Origin of the sequence: Pseudomonas sp. AU12215, assembly GCF_001675465.2 — a bacterium.
Taxonomy (GTDB): domain Bacteria; phylum Pseudomonadota; class Gammaproteobacteria; order Pseudomonadales; family Pseudomonadaceae; genus Pseudomonas; species Pseudomonas nitroreducens.
On the sequence record NZ_MACM02000166.1, the window covers coordinates 1 to 19804 of the forward strand.

At 63.4% G+C, this 19804-nt stretch carries 17 protein-coding genes and 4 tRNA genes; 4 read left to right on the forward strand and 17 right to left on the reverse strand.

Going from position 1 to position 19804, the window contains the following annotated elements:
- Nucleotides 1–42: 42 nt before the first annotated feature.
- Nucleotides 43–1023, forward strand: coding sequence for an acyltransferase (locus A9513_RS27310; protein ID WP_065327870.1), 981 nt, complete (start codon nucleotides 43–45; stop codon nucleotides 1021–1023).
- A 207-nt stretch (nucleotides 1024–1230) separates the two neighbouring features.
- Here the strand turns inward: A9513_RS27310 and A9513_RS27315 are convergent.
- Nucleotides 1231–1307, reverse strand: a tRNA-Arg gene (locus A9513_RS27315).
- Between the two features lie 92 nt (nucleotides 1308–1399).
- Here A9513_RS27315 and A9513_RS27320 point away from each other — a divergent pair.
- Nucleotides 1400–1876: a GNAT family N-acetyltransferase gene (locus tag A9513_RS27320; RefSeq protein WP_054907252.1), complete on the forward strand. Its 477-nt coding sequence runs from the start codon at nucleotides 1400–1402 to the stop codon at nucleotides 1874–1876.
- Nucleotides 1877–1878: 2 nt separating this feature from the next.
- Here the strand turns inward: A9513_RS27320 and phnN are convergent, their stop codons facing one another.
- A complete protein-coding gene (phnN, locus tag A9513_RS27325) occupies nucleotides 1879–2442 on the reverse strand; it encodes a phosphonate metabolism protein/1,5-bisphosphokinase (PRPP-forming) PhnN (RefSeq protein ID WP_065327871.1) in 564 nt (187 codons plus the stop codon).
- A gap of 486 nt (nucleotides 2443–2928) precedes the next feature.
- Between phnN and amrZ the strand changes: the two genes are divergently transcribed.
- Nucleotides 2929–3261: a transcriptional regulator AmrZ gene (gene amrZ / locus A9513_RS27330; protein ID WP_024764908.1), complete on the forward strand. Its 333-nt coding sequence runs from the start codon at nucleotides 2929–2931 to the stop codon at nucleotides 3259–3261.
- Between the two features lie 129 nt (nucleotides 3262–3390).
- Here the strand turns inward: amrZ and mgtE are convergent, their stop codons facing one another.
- On the reverse strand, nucleotides 3391–4833 hold the full coding sequence (mgtE, locus tag A9513_RS27335; RefSeq protein ID WP_038803637.1) for a magnesium transporter: 1443 nt from the start codon (nucleotides 4831–4833) through the stop codon (nucleotides 3391–3393).
- Between the two features lie 321 nt (nucleotides 4834–5154).
- On the opposite strand from mgtE, the gene bamE reads away from it, so the two are divergent.
- Complete coding sequence (gene bamE, locus A9513_RS27340) at nucleotides 5155–5679, forward strand: outer membrane protein assembly factor BamE (RefSeq protein WP_065327872.1); 525 nt, start codon at nucleotides 5155–5157, stop codon at nucleotides 5677–5679.
- A 68-nt stretch (nucleotides 5680–5747) separates the two neighbouring features.
- Here bamE and A9513_RS27345 read toward each other — a convergent pair.
- From A9513_RS27345 to A9513_RS27410, 14 genes are all read right to left on the reverse strand, one after another.
- A tRNA-Arg gene (locus A9513_RS27345) sits at nucleotides 5748–5824 on the reverse strand.
- Nucleotides 5825–5922: 98 nt separating this feature from the next.
- Nucleotides 5923–5999, reverse strand: a tRNA-Arg gene (locus tag A9513_RS27350).
- Between the two features lie 109 nt (nucleotides 6000–6108).
- Nucleotides 6109–6199 (reverse strand) — tRNA-Ser (locus A9513_RS27355).
- 60 nt (nucleotides 6200–6259) lie between these two features.
- Nucleotides 6260–6445, reverse strand: coding sequence for a carbon storage regulator CsrA (csrA, locus tag A9513_RS27360; RefSeq protein WP_003085981.1), 186 nt, complete (start codon nucleotides 6443–6445; stop codon nucleotides 6260–6262).
- 186 nt (nucleotides 6446–6631) lie between these two features.
- Complete coding sequence (locus A9513_RS27365; RefSeq protein WP_037011532.1) at nucleotides 6632–7867, reverse strand: aspartate kinase; 1236 nt, start codon at nucleotides 7865–7867, stop codon at nucleotides 6632–6634.
- A 101-nt stretch (nucleotides 7868–7968) separates the two neighbouring features.
- Nucleotides 7969–10593 carry an alanine--tRNA ligase gene (alaS, locus tag A9513_RS27370; RefSeq protein ID WP_065327873.1) on the reverse strand — a complete coding sequence of 875 codons (2625 nt, stop codon included), beginning with the start codon at nucleotides 10591–10593 and terminating at the stop codon, nucleotides 7969–7971.
- 121 nt (nucleotides 10594–10714) lie between these two features.
- Nucleotides 10715–11719, reverse strand: a complete 1005-nt coding sequence (gene ltaE / locus A9513_RS27375; protein ID WP_024766341.1) for a low-specificity L-threonine aldolase — start codon at nucleotides 11717–11719, stop codon at nucleotides 10715–10717.
- Nucleotides 11720–11811: 92 nt separating this feature from the next.
- The gene (astE, locus tag A9513_RS27380) at nucleotides 11812–12804 is read right to left on the reverse strand and encodes a succinylglutamate desuccinylase (protein WP_024766340.1); all 993 of its coding nucleotides are present in this window, start codon (nucleotides 12802–12804) and stop codon (nucleotides 11812–11814) included.
- Nucleotides 12805–12854: 50 nt separating this feature from the next.
- Entirely contained in the window at nucleotides 12855–13136 is a 282-nt protein-coding gene (locus A9513_RS27385; protein WP_024766339.1) for a GTPase, read from the reverse strand.
- A 151-nt stretch (nucleotides 13137–13287) separates the two neighbouring features.
- Nucleotides 13288–14634, reverse strand: a complete 1347-nt coding sequence (gene astB, locus A9513_RS27390) for an N-succinylarginine dihydrolase (protein ID WP_038803321.1) — start codon at nucleotides 14632–14634, stop codon at nucleotides 13288–13290.
- Nucleotides 14634–16100, reverse strand: coding sequence for a succinylglutamate-semialdehyde dehydrogenase (astD, locus tag A9513_RS27395; RefSeq protein WP_024766338.1), 1467 nt, complete (start codon nucleotides 16098–16100; stop codon nucleotides 14634–14636). Before astD ends, astB begins: the two co-directional genes overlap by 1 nt.
- 25 nt (nucleotides 16101–16125) lie before the next feature.
- Nucleotides 16126–17145 (reverse strand): arginine N-succinyltransferase, encoded by a 1020-nt coding sequence (gene astA / locus A9513_RS27400; RefSeq protein ID WP_024766337.1) that lies wholly within the window; start codon nucleotides 17143–17145, stop codon nucleotides 16126–16128.
- A gap of 11 nt (nucleotides 17146–17156) precedes the next feature.
- A complete protein-coding gene (gene aruF / locus A9513_RS27405) occupies nucleotides 17157–18173 on the reverse strand; it encodes an arginine/ornithine succinyltransferase subunit alpha (protein WP_054907242.1) in 1017 nt (338 codons plus the stop codon).
- A 152-nt stretch (nucleotides 18174–18325) separates the two neighbouring features.
- Nucleotides 18326–19546, reverse strand: a complete 1221-nt coding sequence (locus tag A9513_RS27410; RefSeq protein WP_024766335.1) for an aspartate aminotransferase family protein — start codon at nucleotides 19544–19546, stop codon at nucleotides 18326–18328.
- Nucleotides 19547–19804: the final 258 nt, after the last annotated feature.

Here is a 19804-nt window from a genome sequence, read left to right on the forward strand (position 1 = left end):
TGGATCGTGACGCGCTCTGTGGCGCTGAGTTCGTGATAGGACATGGGGCAACACCTTACCGAAATGGTCGGGTGTTGCACTCAGTTTTTGCGGCCGCCCGGTATCATTCTGCGCTCGGCCGAAGAGTCTCGCTCTGCCGCATCCTGGGTACCTCTATTCTGGACGCGGCGATGGCTGAGAACACTACCGAACTACCTGCTTTTTCTCATCATCAACATTGCATTGGCGCATTCGATTCGCCCTGCCGAACTACCCAACATTTTCTATTACCTCACTTTCACCCAAAGTCTGGCCTGGCAGCATCCACCCTTTTTCGGTGAGGCATGGAGCCTGGCTGTCGAGGAAATATTTTATTTGTTGAGCCCGTTGCTGATCGCAGTCTTCATGTATTTCGGGGCCACGGCAGAAAAGGCGATGCTGAGAACTGCCGTATTGGTAATACTCGCCAGTACGTCACTACGGCTTCTTGCGCTATTCCTGAACAATCCGACAATGGACGAAGGCCTGAGAAAGATCACCTTCTTCCGACTCGACTCGATTATGTTCGGCGTACTCGCGGCACTTCTCATGAAACGCTATAAGGAGCAGGCAGCGGTTTTCCGGCTGGCAGTGGGGCTTTCCGTTCTGTTTCTCGCATGCGGCTACGTAGCCTCTTGGCCAGACAACAGCCTGAATGAAAGCTATGCGATACGTTCGAGCATTTTCACAATGGCATCGCTCGGGGGAGTGGGATTCATCTTGCTGGGGATGGCCAGTAAAACACGATGGGATATTTCCTTCGTCACCGAAAGGATATCCAGATGGTCTTATTCCGCCTATCTGGCCAATCTGCCAGTCCTGATGTTGCTAATGAAATTCAAAGTTCCGGCGACAGATGGCCTGTCCTGCATCGCCCTATTTTTGGCATTCATATTCCTCACCTTCCTAGTCTCAGCCTTGGTCTACAAGTTCTTCGAAGCCAAAATACTCAGACTACGCGACAAGAAATTCAGCGAGAACAGCCGTACACACGTAGCGCAGTAGAGTGCGATTGGGCACACCACCAGTTTGCTGGAAACCCAAGCTGCGTGGGTGCCGCTGGCCGAGCTTGCAGATGCCAGGCGGCATTCGCTCAGCGATTAGAGATCACTCTCTTATCTGGCGATACATACCGCAGCGAGATGAGCAGGACGCTCGGGCATGCTCGCTGCGTAGGTACTTAGCGGATGACAGAATCGCTGCCGATCTGAATGGTGTCCCGGAGAGGGGTCGAACCTCCAACCTTCCCCTTAGGAGGGGGACGCTCTATCCAATTGAGCTACCGGGACAATCGGGTCGGCATGTTAACCACCGACAAGCGATTTGTCATGCCACCGCCACCGGCGCGGTCCATAATTTTGCCGTCAGCCGGAGAATCACCATGACCTCAGTAGACGGCGCCCTGCCCGACTCCCCCTTCGCCACCTTCGATGTACGCGTCGCCACGGTCGAGGACGCTGCGGCCCTCGCTCCGCTACTGCAGCAACTGGGAACCCGCGACCCGCTGCCCGACACCGCGCTGCTCGCGCTGGCCCTGGGCAACCAGCTACCGTCACGAGTGACACTCATCGCCGAGCGTGATGGAGCCTTGCTGGGCACCTGCACCCTGCACCTGATCGAACACATCGCCCATGGCTTCGCCCGCTCGGCAATTCTCGAAGACATGGTGGTGGACAGCCGTGCGCGCGGCCAGGGTATCGGCCAGGCGCTGATCGGCCGAGCCGTGGAGTGGGCGCGGGACTGGAAGTGCTACAAGCTGGCGCTCTCCAGCCACCAGGACCGGGAAATGGCACACCGCTTCTACGCAGCGATGGGCTTTGCGCCCCACGGTGTCAGCCTGTCGCTGAGCCTGGACTGACCTCAGCTGGCCTGGGCATCCGGCGGGGCGAGCAGGTCCAGCAGATGGCCGACCGTCACCTCCAGGGACACCGAGTTGTCCAACTCCACCAGCGGGCCCGGCAGGCCATCGGCGAAGTGCGCATTGCGCGCCAGGCGCTCCTCGATTTCCGTCGGCGTCTCCCGCCCACGCTTGAGCAGGCGCTGGCGCAGCACACCGGTGTCGACCTTCAGCAGCACCGCGATCAGCTGTGGATAGCGACGGCGGGCTTCGGGCAGGTATTTGCGTGAACCATTGACCAGCACGTCGTGACCGGCGGCAAGCCAGTCATCGATCTCGCGGGGAATTCCGTAGTGCAGGCCATTGGCACGCCAGCTCATGGCGAAAGCACCGGAACGCTCCAGGCGGCTGAACTCCTCGACGCTCACCGAAAGCGCTTCCTCGCCACGCGCTTCCGCGGAACGCGTGATGACGCGCCGGACGATCCGGCAATCCATTGCGGCCAGGGGAACGCTGGCAGCCTGCAATACGCTGTCCTTGCCGGATCCCGAAGGGCCCATCAGGAAAATCAGTCTACCTGGGCTCATAAGACTCTCGGTGCACCGGCGGCTCGGCGCTACTTCAATTCTGATCCGCGGGCCGGATAATACGCCGAGCCTTGTGGGATACCAGTGAAACTCGTGATGAAAGCCCCCTGAAGCGGGCATCCGCTGACTCGCCGCCGGGCGCTGTGCCATCATGAAAGCCTGCGTCGAAGCGGGAGTATCGGGCCGCCCAACGGCAGGCAGCCACGGACGACATATCGACTACGCTGACGGATATGGGCACATCGCCAGCTTTCCCCTTAACTCCCATCTAAAGAAGGGTCTGCCTAGGCGGTCTCATTTCGGACGATTGGTGCTGGCATTTAGCCTTCACCCAAGACACAATATGCCGAAGGTTTGACGTCAAGTTATTGGATATTTTCACAAAAGCTTTGACGACGCGCTGAACGGCCATTGGAAATCGCTGTCAAAGGGCCTGAACGAACGCTGACCCATGGCATCGGCCTCCCTGACTTACAGGTTTAAAGTATGCGCCCATTGAAACAGGCAACCCCCACCTACTCCAGCCGTACCGCTGACAAATTCGTCGTACGCCTGCCCGAAGGCATGCGTGAGCGTATCGCCGACGTCGCCCGCAGCCACCACCGCAGCATGAACTCCGAGATCATCGCGCGTCTCGAACAGAGCCTGCTGCAGGAAGGTGCCCTGCAGGACAACCTGGGCATCCGCCTGGACAGCCCGGAACTCAGCCTGCACGAACGCGAACTGCTGCAGCGTTTCCGCCAGCTGACCCATCGTCAGCAGAACGCTTTGATCGCCCTCATCGCGCACGATGCCGAGATGGCGCAGAACGAAGCCTGATTCGTTCGCGATAACCGAAACAGCCGGCCTTGAGCCGGCTTTTTCATGCCCGTGCTTTCGTGCCCTCCAAATCCGCATGACGGACACAAAAAAGCCGCCTCGCGGGCGGCCTTTTCGGCGGGGCGGGCACTACATCAGGAACAGCGTGGCCAACCCGAGGAAGATGAAGAAGCCGCCGCTGTCGGTCATGGCGGTAATCATCACGCTGGAGCCCATCGCGGGATCGCGCCCCAGGCGCAGCAGCGTCATCGGAATCAGCACCCCCATCAATGCAGCAAGCAACAGGTTCAGCGTCATGGCGCCGGTCATGACGGCGCCCAGCTCCCAGTTGCCGTAGAGGTAGAAGGCGACCAGGCCGATCACCCCACCCCACACCAGGCCGTTCACCAACGCTACGCCCAGCTCCTTGCGCAGCAGGCGGTTGGCGCTGCTGGTCTGGATCTGGTCCAGAGCCATGGCGCGGACGATCATGGTGATGGTCTGGTTGCCGGAATTGCCGCCGATGCCGGCCACGATGGGCATCAGCGCCGCGAGTGCCACCAGCTTCTCGATGGAGCCTTCGAAGAGGCCGATCACCCGCGAGGCGATGAAGGCGGTGACCAGATTGGTGGCCAGCCAGGCCCAGCGGTTACCGACCGACTTCCAGACCGAGGCGAAGATATCTTCCTCTTCACGCAGACCGGCCATGTTCAGGACTTCGCTTTCGCTTTCCTCACGGATCAGGTCGACCATCTCGTCGATGGTCAGACGGCCGATGAGCTTGCCGTTCTTGTCCACCACGGGGGCGGAAATCAGGTCGTAACGCTCGAACGCCTGGGCGGCGTCATAGCCGTCCTCATCAGGGCTGAAAGTCACAGGGTCGGTGGCCATGACTTCCGCCACGTCCTTGTCCGGATCGTTCACCAGCAGGCGCTTGATCGGCAGCACGCCCTTGAGCACGCCGTCATAATCGACCACGAAGAGCTTGTCGGTATGGCCCGGCAGCTCCTTCAGGCGGCGCAGGTAGCGCAATACCACTTCCAGGCTGACATCGTCGCGGATGGTGACCATCTCGAAGTCCATCAGCGCGCCGACCTGGTCTTCCTCGTAGGACAGTGCCGAGCGCACGCGCTCGCGCTGCTGCGCATCGAGGGTTTCCATCAGCTCGTGGACCACATCGCGCGGCAATTCCGGCGCAAGGTCGGCGAGTTCGTCGGCGTCCATGTCCCGAGCCGCGGCGAGAATCTCGTGATCGTCCATGTCGGCGATCAGGGTTTCCCGCACGGAGTCGGATACTTCGAGGAGGATGTCGCCGTCGCGCTCGGCCTTGACCAGTTGCCAGACCGTCAGACGGTCATCCAGCGGCAGCGATTCGAGGATGTGGGCGATGTCGGCCGGGTGCAACTCGTCCATCTTGCGCTGCAATTCGGCAAGGTTCTGGCGGTGCACGAGGTTTTCGACGAGGTCTTGATGCTGGCCTTCCTGACGGTGCGTCAGGTCTTCCACCAGCTTGTGCTTGTGCAGCAGGTCGACCACCTGGTTGAGGCGGTCCTGCAGGCTTTCCTGCGGCTTCTTGGCTTCTACTTCGGTCATAGCACGCTCCACCCCCAGTGGCAGAACGGGCCAGAGGGGATCAATACATCAGGTCGTGTGTACGCAATCGGGGTTCTGAGTAACTACTGGGTAAGTCCATGGTGGTGTCCCATGCGCCCATCGAGGGCAGATGCGGGAAATGATAACACTCCGGGGTGTATTGCGCGTTACAAAATGGCGGCTAGAACAATCGCTTGCAGGTGAAAGTTCACTGCCGAATCACTGCCCGGTTCGACGCCCGAAAGCTCCCACAGGACACCCGGCTCCGACTGACAAATTCCACTCCTAGTCTGCAGGCAGGCCCGCCATCATGGAGGAACCATGCGCCTGTCTGCCCTGCTCTATTTGCTCCTGATTTCACAAGTACCGACCAGCCAAGCGGCCTCTGTGTTCCGCTGCACCGCAGCCGATGGCAGCGTGCTGTTCAGTCAGTATGGCTGCCCAACCGAACGGCAGCAGGAAATCCAGGAAGCCAGTAATCAAACACCCGGCTCGGGCGAGCCAGTTCCCATGGCCGCAGTAAAAGCGCCGGCACCACAGAAGGCTCCTGCACGCAGCAAGGGCAAAGGCGGGGAACTCGAAGATCACTCACTGGTTATCGTGGGAGAGCAGCAGAACGGTTGCGGCAACCGCGTTACTGGCAGCGCGCGGCGCAAGGCGATCATCGAAGGCAGGATCAAGACAGGCATGACCCGCAGCGACGTCGAGAGCGCGTTCGGAAAGCCGGATAAGGTCAGCCAGCACAACGAGACGCTGCGCTATCACTATGACGCGAACAAGAGGCACGGCGCGCGTACCGTGACATTCGACGAGGACGGCTGCGTGACGGGCAAGGCAAAGCGCTGAGCACGCTGCGAAGACTTTTTCGAGAGCAAAGAAAAAGGGCCTGCATTTCTGCAGGCCCTTCCGGTATATGGCGCACTCAGGAGGATTCGAACCTCCGACCGCTCGGTTCGTAGCCGAGTACTCTATCCAGCTGAGCTATGAGTGCGTCGTTGGTAAAGTTTAACCAGATTCACCAACTGGTTGCAGCTAATGGCCTTTCAGCCCTTTCGCCACTGAAGCCCCGCTTTCGCGTTGCCTCGTATATGGCGCACTCAGGAGGATTCGAACCTCCGACCGCTCGGTTCGTAGCCGAGTACTCTATCCAGCTGAGCTATGAGTGCGCTGATGAGGGCGCAAATTCTAGAGCGATTTTTCTGATTCGTCAACAAGATTTTTCAATCTTTTCAGTAACTTACGTTACCTGACAAACCATCGCACCAGAGGATGCAATGGCGGAGAGGGGGGGATTCGAACCCCCGACACCCTTTTGAGGTGTACTCCCTTAGCAGGGGAGCGCCTTCGGCCACTCGGCCACCTCTCCGCAACACGGGGCGCATGATATCCATGTTTTCCCCGTTTGCAAAGAAAAATTTTAGAAAAATTAATGGTTTGGTTCTTGGTCTTTCTCTTTCTGGATGCGCTGGTAGATTTCCTCACGGTGCACAGCAACTTCCTTCGGCGCATTCACACCGATACGCACCTGATTTCCTTTGACGCCCAGTACAGTCACGGTGACGTCATCACCGACCATCAGGGTCTCTCCGACCCGGCGAGTCAGAATCAGCATTCCTTTCTCCTTACGTGTTACGGGATAAGCAGTCTGCAAAAAAAGAAATGGTGGCAGATTCGTATAGATCAAGTGCACGAATCCTTCACCCAAGTATTGACCAGTCCTGCCGGAAAGAAAGTTCCTGTCAGACAGTCAAAAACGACAAAAGGCGCGGGGTAGCCGCGCCTTTCGGTAGTTCTCGCCTTACTCGCCCTGTCGGGCCGGGGCGTCGAGTTCGAAAGCGGTGTGCAGGGCACGGACCGCCAACTCGAGGTACTTCTCTTCGATGACCACGGAAACCTTGATTTCCGAGGTGGAGATCATCTGGATATTAATGGTCTCCTTGGCCAGGGCTTCGAACATGCGGCTGGCCACACCGGCGTGGGAACGCATGCCGACGCCGACGATGGAAACCTTGGCGATGTTGGTGTCGCCGGTGGCTTCGCGCGCACCGATGCTGGCGGCGGTCTGCTTGAGGATTTCCAGAGCGGCCTGGTAGTCGTTGCGGTGCACGGTGAAGGTGAAGTCGGTGGTGTTATCGTGCGCGACATTCTGCACGATCATGTCGACTTCTACATTGGCGGCACTGATCGGGCCGAGAATCTTGAAAGCAACGCCGGGGGTATCCGGTACGCCACGGATGGTCAGCTTGGCTTCGTCGCGGTTGAAGGCGATGCCGGAGATGATCGGCTGTTCCATGGATTCCTCTTCATCAAGGGTAATGAGGGTGCCCGGACCCTCCTGGAAGCTGTGCAGCACGCGCAGCGGGACGTTGTACTTGCCGGCGAATTCCACCGAACGGATCTGCAGCACCTTGGAACCGAGGCTGGCCATTTCCAGCATCTCTTCGAAGGTGATCTTGTCCAGGCGGCGGGCCTGCGGCACGACGCGCGGGTCGGTGGTGTAGACGCCATCGACGTCGGTGTAGATCTGGCACTCATCGGCCTTCAGCGCCGCCGCCAGGGCCACGCCCGTGGTGTCGGAACCGCCACGGCCGAGGGTGGTGATATTGCCGTGCTCGTCCACACCCTGGAAGCCGGCGACCACGACCACGCGGCCAGCCTTCAGATCTGCGCGAATGTTCGCATCGTCGATGCTCAGGATACGCGCCTTGGTGTGGGAACTGTCGGTCAGGATACGAACCTGGTTACCGGTGTAGGACACCGCCGGCACGCCACGCTTCATCAGCGCCATGCTCAGCAGGGCGATGGTCACCTGCTCGCCGGTGGAGACCATGACGTCCAGCTCGCGCGGGATCGGCTGATCCATGATCTGTTTGGCCAGACCAATCAGGCGGTTGGTCTCGCCGCTCATGGCGGACACCACTACGACGATGTCGTCGCCCGCTTCACGGAATTTCTTCACCTTCTCGGCTACCTGCTCGATTCTCTCGACGGTGCCGACGGAGGTCCCTCCAAACTTCTGTACGATCAAAGCCATTTCAAAAGCCGCCTGATTCCTGAAGGGCGCCCATTAAACATGCATCACCGCATGCTGCCAAGGCCCGCCGGACGCGCTGCGGGCCCCGTATTTCAGGGCCTTTAGAGGCCCTGTTCGACAAATGTCACTGCCAGCGCCAGCGCTTCGTCCAGCTTGCCGGCATCCACGCCACCGCCCTGGGCCATGTCCGGGCGACCACCGCCCTTCCCGCCCACGGCCGCAGCGGCCTGCTTCATCAGATCGCCAGCCTTGAGCTTGGCGGTCAGGTCCTGGGTCACGCCGGCGACCAGTACGACCTTCTCTTCGAACACGCCGCCCAGCAGGATCACACCGCTGCCCAGCTTGTTCTTCAGTTGGTCGACCAGCGCCAGCAGCGCCTTGCCATCGAGGCCGTCGAGACGCGAGGACAGCACCTTCACGCCACCGACGTCCACGGCGGAACCCGCCAGGTCGTCACCGGCTGCGCTGGCGGCCTTGGCCTTGAGCTGCTCCAGCTCCTTTTCCAGCTGACGGTTGCGCTCGATCAGGCCGGACAGCTTGTCCAGCAGGTTGTCGCGGCTGCCCTTGACCAGGCCGGCCGCTTCCTTGAGTTGCTCTTCGGCGCCATTCAGGTAAGCCAGCGCAGCAGCGCCGGTGACCGCTTCGATACGGCGCACGCCGGAGGCCACACCGCCTTCGCTGGTGATCTTGAACAGGCCGATGTCGCCGGTACGGGACACGTGGGTGCCGCCGCACAGTTCGACGGAGAAGCTGCCACCCATGCTCAGCACGCGCACCTGATCACCGTACTTCTCGCCGAACAGCGCCATGGCGCCCTTGTTCTTGGCGGATTCGATGTCGGTCTCTTCGGTCTCCACCTCGGAGTTCTTGCGGATCTCGGTGTTGACGATGTCTTCCAGCTGTTTCAGCTGCTCGGGCTTGATCGCCTCGAAGTGGCTGAAGTCGAAGCGCAGGCGCTGGCTGTCGACCAGCGAGCCTTTCTGCTGGACGTGATCGCCCAGCACCTGGCGCAGCGCGGCGTGCAGCAGGTGGGTAGCGGAGTGATTCAGCGCAGTGGCCTGGCGCACGGAGGCGTCGACTTCGGCTTTGACAGCCGCGCCAACGCTCAGGCTGCCCTGGGCAACCACACCGTGGTGCAGGTGCGCGCCGCCGGCCTTGGTGGTGTCGCGCACGTCGAAGCGCACGCCGGCACCCTGCAGGTAGCCGCTGTCACCGACCTGGCCGCCGGACTCGGCGTAGAACGGGGTCTGGTCGAGGACGACGACGCCCTCCTCGCCTTCGTTCAGTTGCTCGACGGCCTTGCCGTCCTTGAACAGGGCGATGATCTGGCCGGCACCGGAAACGCCCTGGTAGCCGAGGAAGCGGGTGTCGCCGTCGACTTTCACCAGGCTGTTGTAGTCCATGCCGAAGGCGCTGGCGGAGCGGGCACGCTCGCGCTGGGCCTCCATCTCGCGCTCGAAGCCTTCCTCGTCGAGGGTCAGGCTGCGCTCGCGGGCGATGTCGTTGGTCAGGTCCACCGGGAAGCCGTAAGTGTCGTACAGCTTGAACACCACGTTACCGGGGATGACGCTGCCCTTGAGCTCGGACAGGTCCTGCTCGAGGATCTTCAGGCCCTGCTCCAGAGTCTTGGCGAACTGTTCTTCCTCGGTCTTCAGCACGCGCTCGATGTGCGCCTGCTGCTGCTTGAGCTCGGGGAAGGCTTCGCCCATCTCGCCGACCAGCGCGGCCACGATCTTGTGGAAGAAGGTGCCCTTGGCGCCCAGCTTGTTACCGTGGCGGCAGGCGCGACGGATGATGCGGCGCAGCACATAGCCACGGCCTTCGTTGGACGGCAGTACGCCGTCGGCGATCAGGAAGCCGCAGGAACGGATGTGGTCGGCCACCACTTTCAGCGACGGGGCGTCGTCGTTGGCGCAGCCGATGGCGTCGGCCGACGCCTTCAGCAGGCTCTGGAACAGGTCGATCTCGTAGTTCGAGTGGACGTGCTGCAGCACGGCGCTGATGCGTTCCAGGCCCATGCCAGTGTCCACGCTCGGCGCCGGCAGCGCGTGCATGACGCCGTCCGCGGTGCGGTTGAACTGCATGAAGACGTTGTTCCAGATCTCGATGTAGCGGTCGCCATCTTCTTCCGGCGAGCCGGGCGGGCCGCCCCAGATGTCGGCGCCGTGGTCGAAGAAGATCTCGGTGCAGGGGCCGCACGGACCGGTGTCGCCCATCGCCCAGAAGTTGTCGGAGGCGTATGGCGCGCCCTTGTTGTCGCCGATACGGACCATGCGCTCGGCCGGAATGCCGACTTCCTTGGTCCAGATATCGTAGGCCTCGTCATCGGTGGCGTAGACGGTGACCCAGAGCTTGTCCTTGGGCAGGTTCAGCCACTTGTCCGAGGTGAGGAATTCCCAGGCATAGGTAATGGCATCGCGCTTGAAATAGTCGCCGAAGCTGAAGTTTCCCAGCATTTCGAAGAAGGTGTGGTGGCGCGCGGTGTAGCCGACGTTTTCCAGGTCGTTGTGCTTGCCGCCGGCACGCACGCACTTCTGGCTGGTGGTGGCGCGGGTGTAGGCGCGCTTTTCCAGGCCCAGGAAGCAGTCCTTGAACTGGTTCATGCCTGCGTTGGTGAACAGCAGGGTCGGGTCGTTCGCGGGGATCAGCGAGCTGGACGCTACGCGGGTGTGCCCCTTCTCTTCGAAGAAGCGGAGGAAGGCTTCACGGATTTCAGCGCTTTTCATAGGTTCTTCCACGGAAAAATGCGGCCACGAATCGCCGGCAAAGGGCCGCATTATATCGGCCCCGCATCAAGGTTGTAGTGTCTTTGCGCGATAGTTAACCCCTATCGCGCAATAATTTCTGTCAGGAACGACGAAAGGCGGCAAAAGCTTCGACGATACGCGGGATATCGGTGCTTTTCACATCGAGGTGGGTGACCAGGCGCAGGCGCGCTGCCGGGCTGACGCGGATGCCGCGCTCGGCCAGGTGCTCGCCCAGCACGCCGGCCTGCTCGCCGATGCCAACGTAGACCATGTTGGTCTGTACCGGCTCGATGCTGTAGCCCAGCTCAGCGAGGCCACGGCCCAGCGCTTCGGCATTGGCATGGTCATCGGCCAGGCGCTCGACCTGATGGTCCAGCGCGTAAATTGCAGCCGCTGCCAGGCCGCCGGCCTGGCGCATGCCACCACCGACCATCTTGCGCAGGCGGCGCGCGCGGCCGATCAGCTCGGCATCGCCGCAGAGCACCGAGCCCACCGGCGCACCCAGGCCCTTGGACAGGCAGACCGAAACGGAGTCGAAGTGGCGGGTGATCTCACGGGCGTCCACGCCCAGCTTCACCGCCGCGTTGTACAGGCGCGCGCCGTCGAGGTGCAGCGCCAGGCCGCGACGGCGGGTCATTTCGCGCGCAGCCGCCAGGTAGGTCAGCGGCAGGACCTTGCCCTGCATGGTGTTTTCCAGCGCCAGCAGGCGGGTGCGGGCGAAGTGGAAATCGTCCTGTTTGATCGCTGCCTCGACCTTGGTCAGATCCAGCGAACCATCGGCTTCGCCATCGATGGGCTGCGGCTGGATCGAGCCCAGCACGGCGGCGCCGCCACCTTCATATTTATAGGTGTGCGCCTGCTGGCCGACGATGTATTCGTCGCCGCGGCCGCAATGGGCCATCAGGCCGAGCAGGTTGCTCATGGTGCCGGTGGGGACGAACAGCGCGGCAGCGAATCCCAGGCGCTCGGCCAGGGTCGCTTCCAGGCGATTGACCGTCGGGTCTTCGCCGTAGACGTCATCGCCCAGCTCGGCCCGTGCCATCGCCTCGCGCATGCCGGCGGTGGGCAGGGTCACGGTGTCGCTGCGAAGGTCGATGATGGACATGGCAAGGCTCCTCGGGCATCAGGCACAAAGAGCCGATGCTAAGCGCTCGCCAGTGGGGAAACAAGGCGCGCGATGGGCGCGCGCCGGGGAGATCAGAGCTCGGTGGGAACGACCAGGATGCCGGCGCGCAGGCCGTTCTTCACCCGCGGATTGGGGAAGATGATTCGTGCACCCTGCTCTTCCACGATCCAGCGCGTTCCGCCGATGTCCTCGGCCAACAGGAAGCCATGGTCCAGCTCGGTGAAGTTGTCCACCGCGTCGTCCAGGTGCAGGCGGAAGTGGTCGCTGTGCTTGATCACTTCGCGGGAAACGGCGAACAGCTGCAGGCCGTCGATCTGCGCACCGTCTGCCTCCTGGCCGCTGATCACGGCTTCGAGCATGGCTTCCAGGCGATCCAGGTTCACCGCCTGGTTCTGCCCGAACGGCCGTGCCTTGCCCAGCTCCAGGGTAAAGGCCTCGGCGCCCAGGTGGCTGTAGGTGTAGGCGCTGAAGGTAATGCCCGGCTTGCTCTGCAACAGCACGGCGTCGATGCCGGCGCTGCGCAGGCGCGCCAGCTCCTCGCGGGAATGTTCGCGGCCGCTGGCCCAGGGGTAGAGCGCGAACTGCTCGATCTTCGAGCCGCGGATCGCGGTGTGCAGGTCGTAGTGCAGGCGCGGGCGGCCTTCGCGGGCGAAGAACGCGGCGGCCAGGCGCTCGAGCTCGGCTGCGCGCAGGGCCTCGTTGCCGCTGCCCTCTTCATGGCGACCGCAGAACAGGCGGTTGATGTCCTGTTCCAGGTAGCGCTCGCCACGGCGCATGGCCTCGGGGTTGCCGAGCAGGAACAGCACTCGCGCCGACGGCTTCAGCTCGCCGCGGGCGATGCGGTGCACCAGGCGGTCGAGCAGCTCGATGGGCGCGGTCTCATTGCCATGGATACCGGCCGAGAGCAGCAGGTCGCGGCCATTGTCCCGCGCCACCGGCGGAGTAATTTCAAGGGCGCCTTCGGCCAGCCAGTGCAAACGGGTGCCGTCTGCGGTGAGCTGAATCTTTTCCGTCGGCTCACGGCCGGCGAGGGTCAGTTCGAGCAGTTTGCCCAGGGCTAGCATGCGGACGCCTCCATCATGTCCTGCGGCCTGGCCGGCCGTGGACTCCGCGGTCAGTGGTGGTGGTCACATCCACAGTCTGGACCATGTTCGTGGACTTCGGCGGCTTCCAGCTCCAGGCTCAGGCCCAACTGGTTCACCGCCTGCGGGCGCACCACCAGCAGCGGGATCTCGGCATCGTCCTCATGGGAGTCGGCGTAGATCACCAGGCCGCCCTTGCCGTCGGCTTCCAGCCACAGCTCGCGCCCTTCCAGGCGGATGGCCAGGCGCGCGGTGTGGGTCTCGCGGCGTTCGCCCTGGTTGTCTTCGAGAATCAGCGGAAGGCTTTCGGTCATGTCGTTCACCTGACCCGTTCAATACCTCGCCGAGCGTAGCTCAGGCCAGGCAAGAACAGGCGAAAGAGCGCAGTTTACGCGCTGTAAATGAGCATCTTGAGCCTGTTCCTAACGCTGCATGAGCAAGCGCAGGCAGGCAGTGGGCGGGTCGTCAGTTCTGCTGGAACGGATAAACCGAGCCCAGTTTAAGGATCTGGCTCAATTCATCCAACGCCGTCCGGCACTCGACCAGCAGTTGCGGGTCGGCCAGATCGGACTCGGCCAGGCGATCGCGGTAGTGCTTGTCGACCCAGGTGACCAGGGTGTCGTGCAGGGTCGGGGTCATGATCACGCCGGGATTGACCGCCGCCAGTTCGGTGTCGTTCAGCGCCACGCGCAGGCGCAGGCAAGCGGGGCCGCCGCCGTTCTGCATGCTCTGCTTGAGGTCGAACACCTTCACCTCGCGGATCGGGCCGTCCTCGGCCGTCAGGCGCGACAGGTAGTTCCACACGCGCTCGTTCTTGCGGCACTCCTCCGGGACGATCAGCAGCATGTTACCGTCGGCGCGGGTGAGCAGCTGGCTGTTGAACAGGTAGGACTTCACCGCGTCCTCGACCGTGACCTGGTCGCGCGGCACGCACACGGCGCGGAAGCGGCCGCCACGGCGGCCCAGCTTGTCGTGCAGTTCGGCGAGGACGCGCTCGGTGTCGAGGAAGGCGTCTTCGTGGTGGAACAGCACTTCGCCGTTGCCCACGGCAATCACATCGTTATGGAACACGCCCTGGTCGATCACCGCCGGGTTCTGCTGGGCGTACACCACGCCGTCGTCGCCCAGGCCGTGCAGGCGGGCCACCGCCTGGCAGGCTTCCAGGGTCTGCCGCGCCGGGTAGCGCTGCGGCGCCGGGAAGCGGCTGTCGAAAGCGCTGCGGCCGAACACGAAGAACTCCACGCCGGCTTCGCCGTATGACTTGCAGAAGCGCGTGTGGTTGGCCGCGCCCTCGTCGCCGAACTGGGCGACCGCCGGCAATGCGGCGTGGTGGGCGAAGCGCTGCTCGTCGTTGAACATCGCCGCGAGGATGCGGCTGGTCTGCGGATGCTCGATGGAACGATGGAACTTGCAGTTCAGGTTGGCCGCAGTGAAGTGCACGCGACCATCGGCGGTGTCGGCACTGGGACTGACGGTGGCGGCGTTGGCCGTCCACATGCAGGACGCCGAGCTGACCGCGGCCAGCAGCGGCATGGCCTCCTTGGCAGCCTTGGCGATGACGTCCGCATCAGTACCGGAGAAACCCAGGGCGCGCAGGGACGCAACCGCCGGGCGCTCTTGCGGGGCGAACACGCCCTGCTTGAAGCCCAGTTCCATCAGCGCCTTCATCTTCGACAGGCCCTGCTTCGCCGCTTCGCGCGGGTTGGACGCCGCCTGGCTGTTGCTCTGCGAAGCGACGTTGCCGTAGGACAGGCCGCCGTAGTTGTGCGTCGGTCCGACCAGACCGTCAAAGTTCATTTCATAGGCGGTCATCACAGGCTCACTCCCGGAGTCAGGGTTGCAGGCAGGCTCAGGCTGTCGCTCTCCAGCGAGGCGACCGGGTACGCGCAGTAGTCGGCTGCGTAGTAGGCGCTCGGGCGGTGGTTACCGGAGGCGCCGATGCCGCCGAATGGCGCGCTGCTGGCCGCGCCGGTCAGCTGTTTGTTCCAGTTGACGATGCCGGCGCGGCTCTCGATGAGGAAGTCCTCGTAGCGCTCGCGCGAGTCCGACAGCAAGCCGGCAGCCAGACCGTACTGGGTGGCGTTGGCTTCGCGCACGGCGGCGTCGAAGTCGGCGTAGCGGATCACCTGCAGCAGCGGGCCGAAGAACTCCTCGTCCGGTCGCTCGGCCACGGCAGTCACATCGAGGATGCCGGGGGTCAGCAGCGCGGCGGTAGCCAGCGGCTGGGTCATCGCCAGCAGCGACTTGGCGCCCTTGGCCAGCAGATTGTCCTGGGCCTTGATCAGATGCTCGGCGGCGGCAAGGGAAATCACCGACCCCATGAAGGGCGCCGGCTGCTCGTCGAAGCGGCCGACCTTGATGGTCGAGGCCACGGCGACCAGGCGCTCCAGCAGCGCGTCGCCCCAGGCCCCCTGCGGCACCAGCAGGCGGCGGGCACAGGTGCAGCGCTGGCCGGCGGAAATGAAGGCGGACTGGATGATGGTGTAGACGGCGGCGTCGACGTCTTTCACTTCGTCGACCACCAGCGGGTTGTTGCCGCCCATCTCCAGCGCGAGGATCTTCTGCGGGCGACCGCCGAACTGGCTGTGCAGCAGGTTGCCGGTGCGGCTGGAGCCGGTGAAGAACAGGCCGTCGATGTCGTCGTTGCTTGCCAGCGCCACGCCGGTATCGCGGGCGCCCTGGACCAGGTTGATCACGCCAGCGGGAATGCCCGCCTCGACCCAGGCCTGCAGGGTCAGCTCGGCCACTTTCGGAGTCAGCTCACTGGGCTTGAACACCACGGCGTTGCCTGCCAGCAGCGCCGGCACGATATGGCCGTTGGGCAGGTGGCCGGGGAAGTTGTACGGGCCGAACACGGCAACCACGCCGTGCGGCTTGTGGCGCAGCACGGCGGTCGCGTCGGCCAGCGGGCCGCTTTTCTCGCCGGTGCGCTCACGGAAGGCCTGGACCGAGATGGCGACCTTGTTGACCATGCTGGTCACTTCGGTGGCAGCTTCCCACAACGGCTTGCCGGTTTCCTCGCCGATGGCGCGGGCCAGTTCCTCGGAACGGCCTTTCAGCGTAGCAGCGAAGCGCTCCAGCACGGCGATGCGCTCTTCCACCGGGCGGCGCGCCCAGGCCGGGAAGGCGTTGCGTGCGGCAGCGACAGCAGCGGCGACCTGCTGCTCGGAGGCAGCACGGCCGGACCAGACAACGGCCTGGCTGACCGGGCAGAGCGATTCCAGCGGCTCGCCTTCGCCTGCCAGCCACTGGCCGGCAATGTAGTGGGTATTCATCATCAGGCTCCCCTGACGCCGGGCGGCGTCAGTTGCGTTTTCCGGAGAGAGGCACCGCGCGGACCGAGGCCCCGGCGGACAGGCGCAGGCGCTTGGCAGTCTGCGCATCGACCACCAGCGAACCAGCGGCCAGGCGCGCGGGCGCGGCGGTGATGCGGCACTCCTCGCGCTTGCGGTTGTGGATCAGGAAGGGCTCGGCGTCATCGCCCGGCGTGCCGATGGCCAGCACCAGGTTCTGGCTGTCGGCGATGGCGCGGATCTTCTCGGTCGGCGCCTCGATGGCGGGGCCGGCATCGAAGATGTCGACGTAGCCCTGGTAGCTGAAGCCCTCGGCCTTGAGCATGGCCAGCGCCGGCTCGGTGTCCGGGTGGACACGGCCGATCACTTCACGCGCATCCTCGGAGAGGAAGCAGCTGTAGAGCGGGAACTTGGGCATCAGCTCGGCGATGAAGGCCTTGTTGCCCACGCCGGTCAGGTAATCGGCCTGGCTGAACTCCATCTTGAAGAAGTGCCGGCCCAGGCTTTCCCAGAACGGCGAACGGCCAGCCGCGTCGGACATGCCGCGCATCTCGGCAATCACCTTGTCGCCGAACAGCTCGCGGAACTCGGCGATGAACAGGAAGCGCGCCTTGGACAGCAGACGACCGTTCAGGCCGGCGCGGTGGTCGGCATGCAGGAACAGCGAGCACAGCTCGGACTGGCCGGTGAGGTCGTTGGCCAGGAACAGCGTGGGAATTTCGCGGTGGATACCCAGCTCTTGCGAGGCGCTGACGGTCAGGCCGACGCGGTAGTTGTACCAGGGCTCGCGCAGGCCGACAGCACCGGCGACGGCGGAAATCCCCACCACCTTGCCGTCATCGTTTTCGAGGACGAACAGGTAGTCGGCGTCGGCGCGCTCGGCCTCACCGCGGAAGGCTTTTTCGGCCCAGTTCACGCGGTGCTGCAGACGCTGCTCGTTGGCCGGCAGTGTGGTCAGGCCAGTGCCGGTGCTGCGCGCCAGATCGAAAAGAGCCGGCAGGTCGGCGCTGGTTACGGGACGGACGATCATGCTCTCTCCCCTCAGATCGCAACCAGGCGCACGCTGGCGCCCTCGCCGATGCCCAGGGCTTCGGCGGCTTGCTGGTTCAGAGTCACGGGCTTGCCCGGTACCCAATCGAGTTCGACAACGATGGCGCGGAAATCCTGCAACTGGCCGTTGGTCACCAGGTAACCGCGATTGCCCTTGCCGCCCTCGCCGATGCGCACCGGCACCTGGCGACTCTGGGCGATGGAACGGATACCCGAGGTGCGCGCGTGCAGCGCCGGGCCGCCGTCGAAGATGTCGACGTAGTTGTCGGATTCGAAGCCGTCGCGCATCAGAATGTCGAAGGTGATCTGCGCGCGCGGATGCACCTGGCCCATGGCCTCCTGCGCGTCATCCGGCAGCAGCGGCACGTAGATCGGGTAATGCGGCATCAGTTCGGCGAGGAAGGTGCGGCTCTTCAGCCCCGAGAGCTTCTCGGCCTCGGTGTAGTCGAGGTCGAAGAAGTTGCGCCCGATGGCGTTCCAGAACGGCGACTGGCCCTGCTCGTCGCTGTAGCCGACGATCTCCACCACCACCGCGTCGGCGAAGCGCTCCGGGTGGCTGGCCATGAACAGCAGGCGGCCGCGGGAGTTGAGCTCGGCGATCGGCGTGTTCACCAGCTCGCGCTCGACGTAGAAACTGGTCAACAGGCTGTTGCCGGTCAGGTCGTGGCAGAGCGAGAGAACATGAATCTTGTTGTGAATCTTCAGCTCGCGGGAGGCGTGCACGAAGGTCTCGTTGCGGAAGCTGTAGAACGGTTCGGAGAAACCGGCCGAGGCGACGATGGCCGAGCAGCCGACCAGCCGGCCGGTGTCGGTGTCCTCGAGCACGAAGAAATAGCTCTCTTCACCGTTGAAGCTCACTTCGGCGGCGAACGAGGCCTCCGAGGCAAGGATCTTCTCGCGCAGGCGTTCCGCGTCGTCCGGCAGCGACGTGACGCCGACCGGGCTGTCCGCGGCGAGACGCTGCACTTGCTGCAGGTCGGCCACTTGGGCGGGGCGCATCACCAGCATGGCGTCACTCCTCTAACCAGACAAAATTCGTGATTGGCAGGCGCGACACAACCCGTGCCGCACTCATCAGGGCATTCGAAAGCACCAGCCGGGACGACCCGGCCGGTCAGGCGGCGAGGCGCGTGCCCCGCCGCTTCAGCGTAGCCGGGGGATCAGCCGCGGGTCAGCTTGGCGATGGCGCGCTCGAGGCGATCCAGGCCTTCGTCGATGTCGGCGTCCGGGATCACCAGGCTGGGCGCGAAACGCACCACGTCCGGGCCGGCCTGCAGGACCATCACGCCTTCCTTCTCGGCGGCGTTGAGCACGTCCTTGGCCTTGCCCTTGAAGGCGTCGTTGAGCACCGCGCCGATCAGCATGCCCATGCCGCGCACCTGGGTGAAGATGCCGTACTCGGCGGCGATCTTCTCCAGGCGGACCTTGAAGCGTTCGTGCTTGGCTTTCACGCCTTCGAGCACTTCCGGGGTGTTGATCACGTCGAAGGCGGCGCCAGCGACCGCACACGCCAGCGGGTTGCCGCCGTAGGTGGTGCCGTGGGTGCCGACGACTAGGTGCTCGGCGATCTTCGCGGTGGTCAGCATGGCGCCGATCGGGAAGCCGCCGCCCAGGCCCTTGGCGCTGGAGAGGATGTCCGGGTTCACGCCGTAGTACTGGTGGGCGTAGAGGTAGCCGATACGACCGAAGCCGCTCTGCACTTCATCGAAGATCAGCAGCGCGTTGTTCTCGTCGCACAGCTTGCGCACGCCTTCCAGGTACGCCTTGTCGGCCGGCAGCACGCCGCTCTCGCCCTGCACCGGCTCGATGATCACGGCGCAGGTCTTGTCGGAGATGGCTGCCTTGAGGGCTTCCAGGTCGTTGAACGGAATGTGGGTGATGCCTTCGACCTTCGGGCCGAAACCGTCGGAATACTTGGCCTGGCCGCCGACGTTGACGGTGAACAGGGTGCGCCCATGGAAGCTGTTGACCATCGAGATGATCTCGTACTTCTCGGGGCCATATACGTCATGGGCATAGCGGCGTGCCAGTTTCAGCGCGGCCTCGTTGGCCTCGGCGCCGGAGTTGGCGAAGAACACGCGCTCGGCGAAGGTGGCATCGATCAGCTTCTTGGCCAGGCGCAGGGCCGGCTCGTTGGTGAAGACGTTGGAGACGTGCCAGATCTTGCCGGCCTGCTCGGTCAGCGCCTGCATCAGCGCCGGATGGGTGTGCCCCAAGGAACTGACTGCGATGCCGCCGGCGAAGTCCACCAGCTCTCGACCGCTCTGATCCCAGACTCGGGAACCCTGGCCACGCACCGGAATGAAGGCAGCCGGCGAGTAGTTGGGAACCATGACCTGGTCGAAGTCGGAGCGTTGGACCTGAGCTTGCGGAGCGGACATCGGTGTTCTCCTGCCTGGTTGAGGCGGCTATCGATGGATGGATTGTAGGGACGAACAACGGGCCGGCATTGCCGCCATGCGACAACTTGTTATAGCGCCAACCCGCGAATTGCCGAGGCTTACGGAAATGCGACAGAAAGCGTCGGGAAGGCGCAGTGTAAGGCTTGCGGACTGCTGCGGGTACAAGAGGGCGTGGAATTTGTTCGCACGGCGAACGAACGGTCAGGAATAAGACAGAGAGGGTAATTCTGTAGGAGC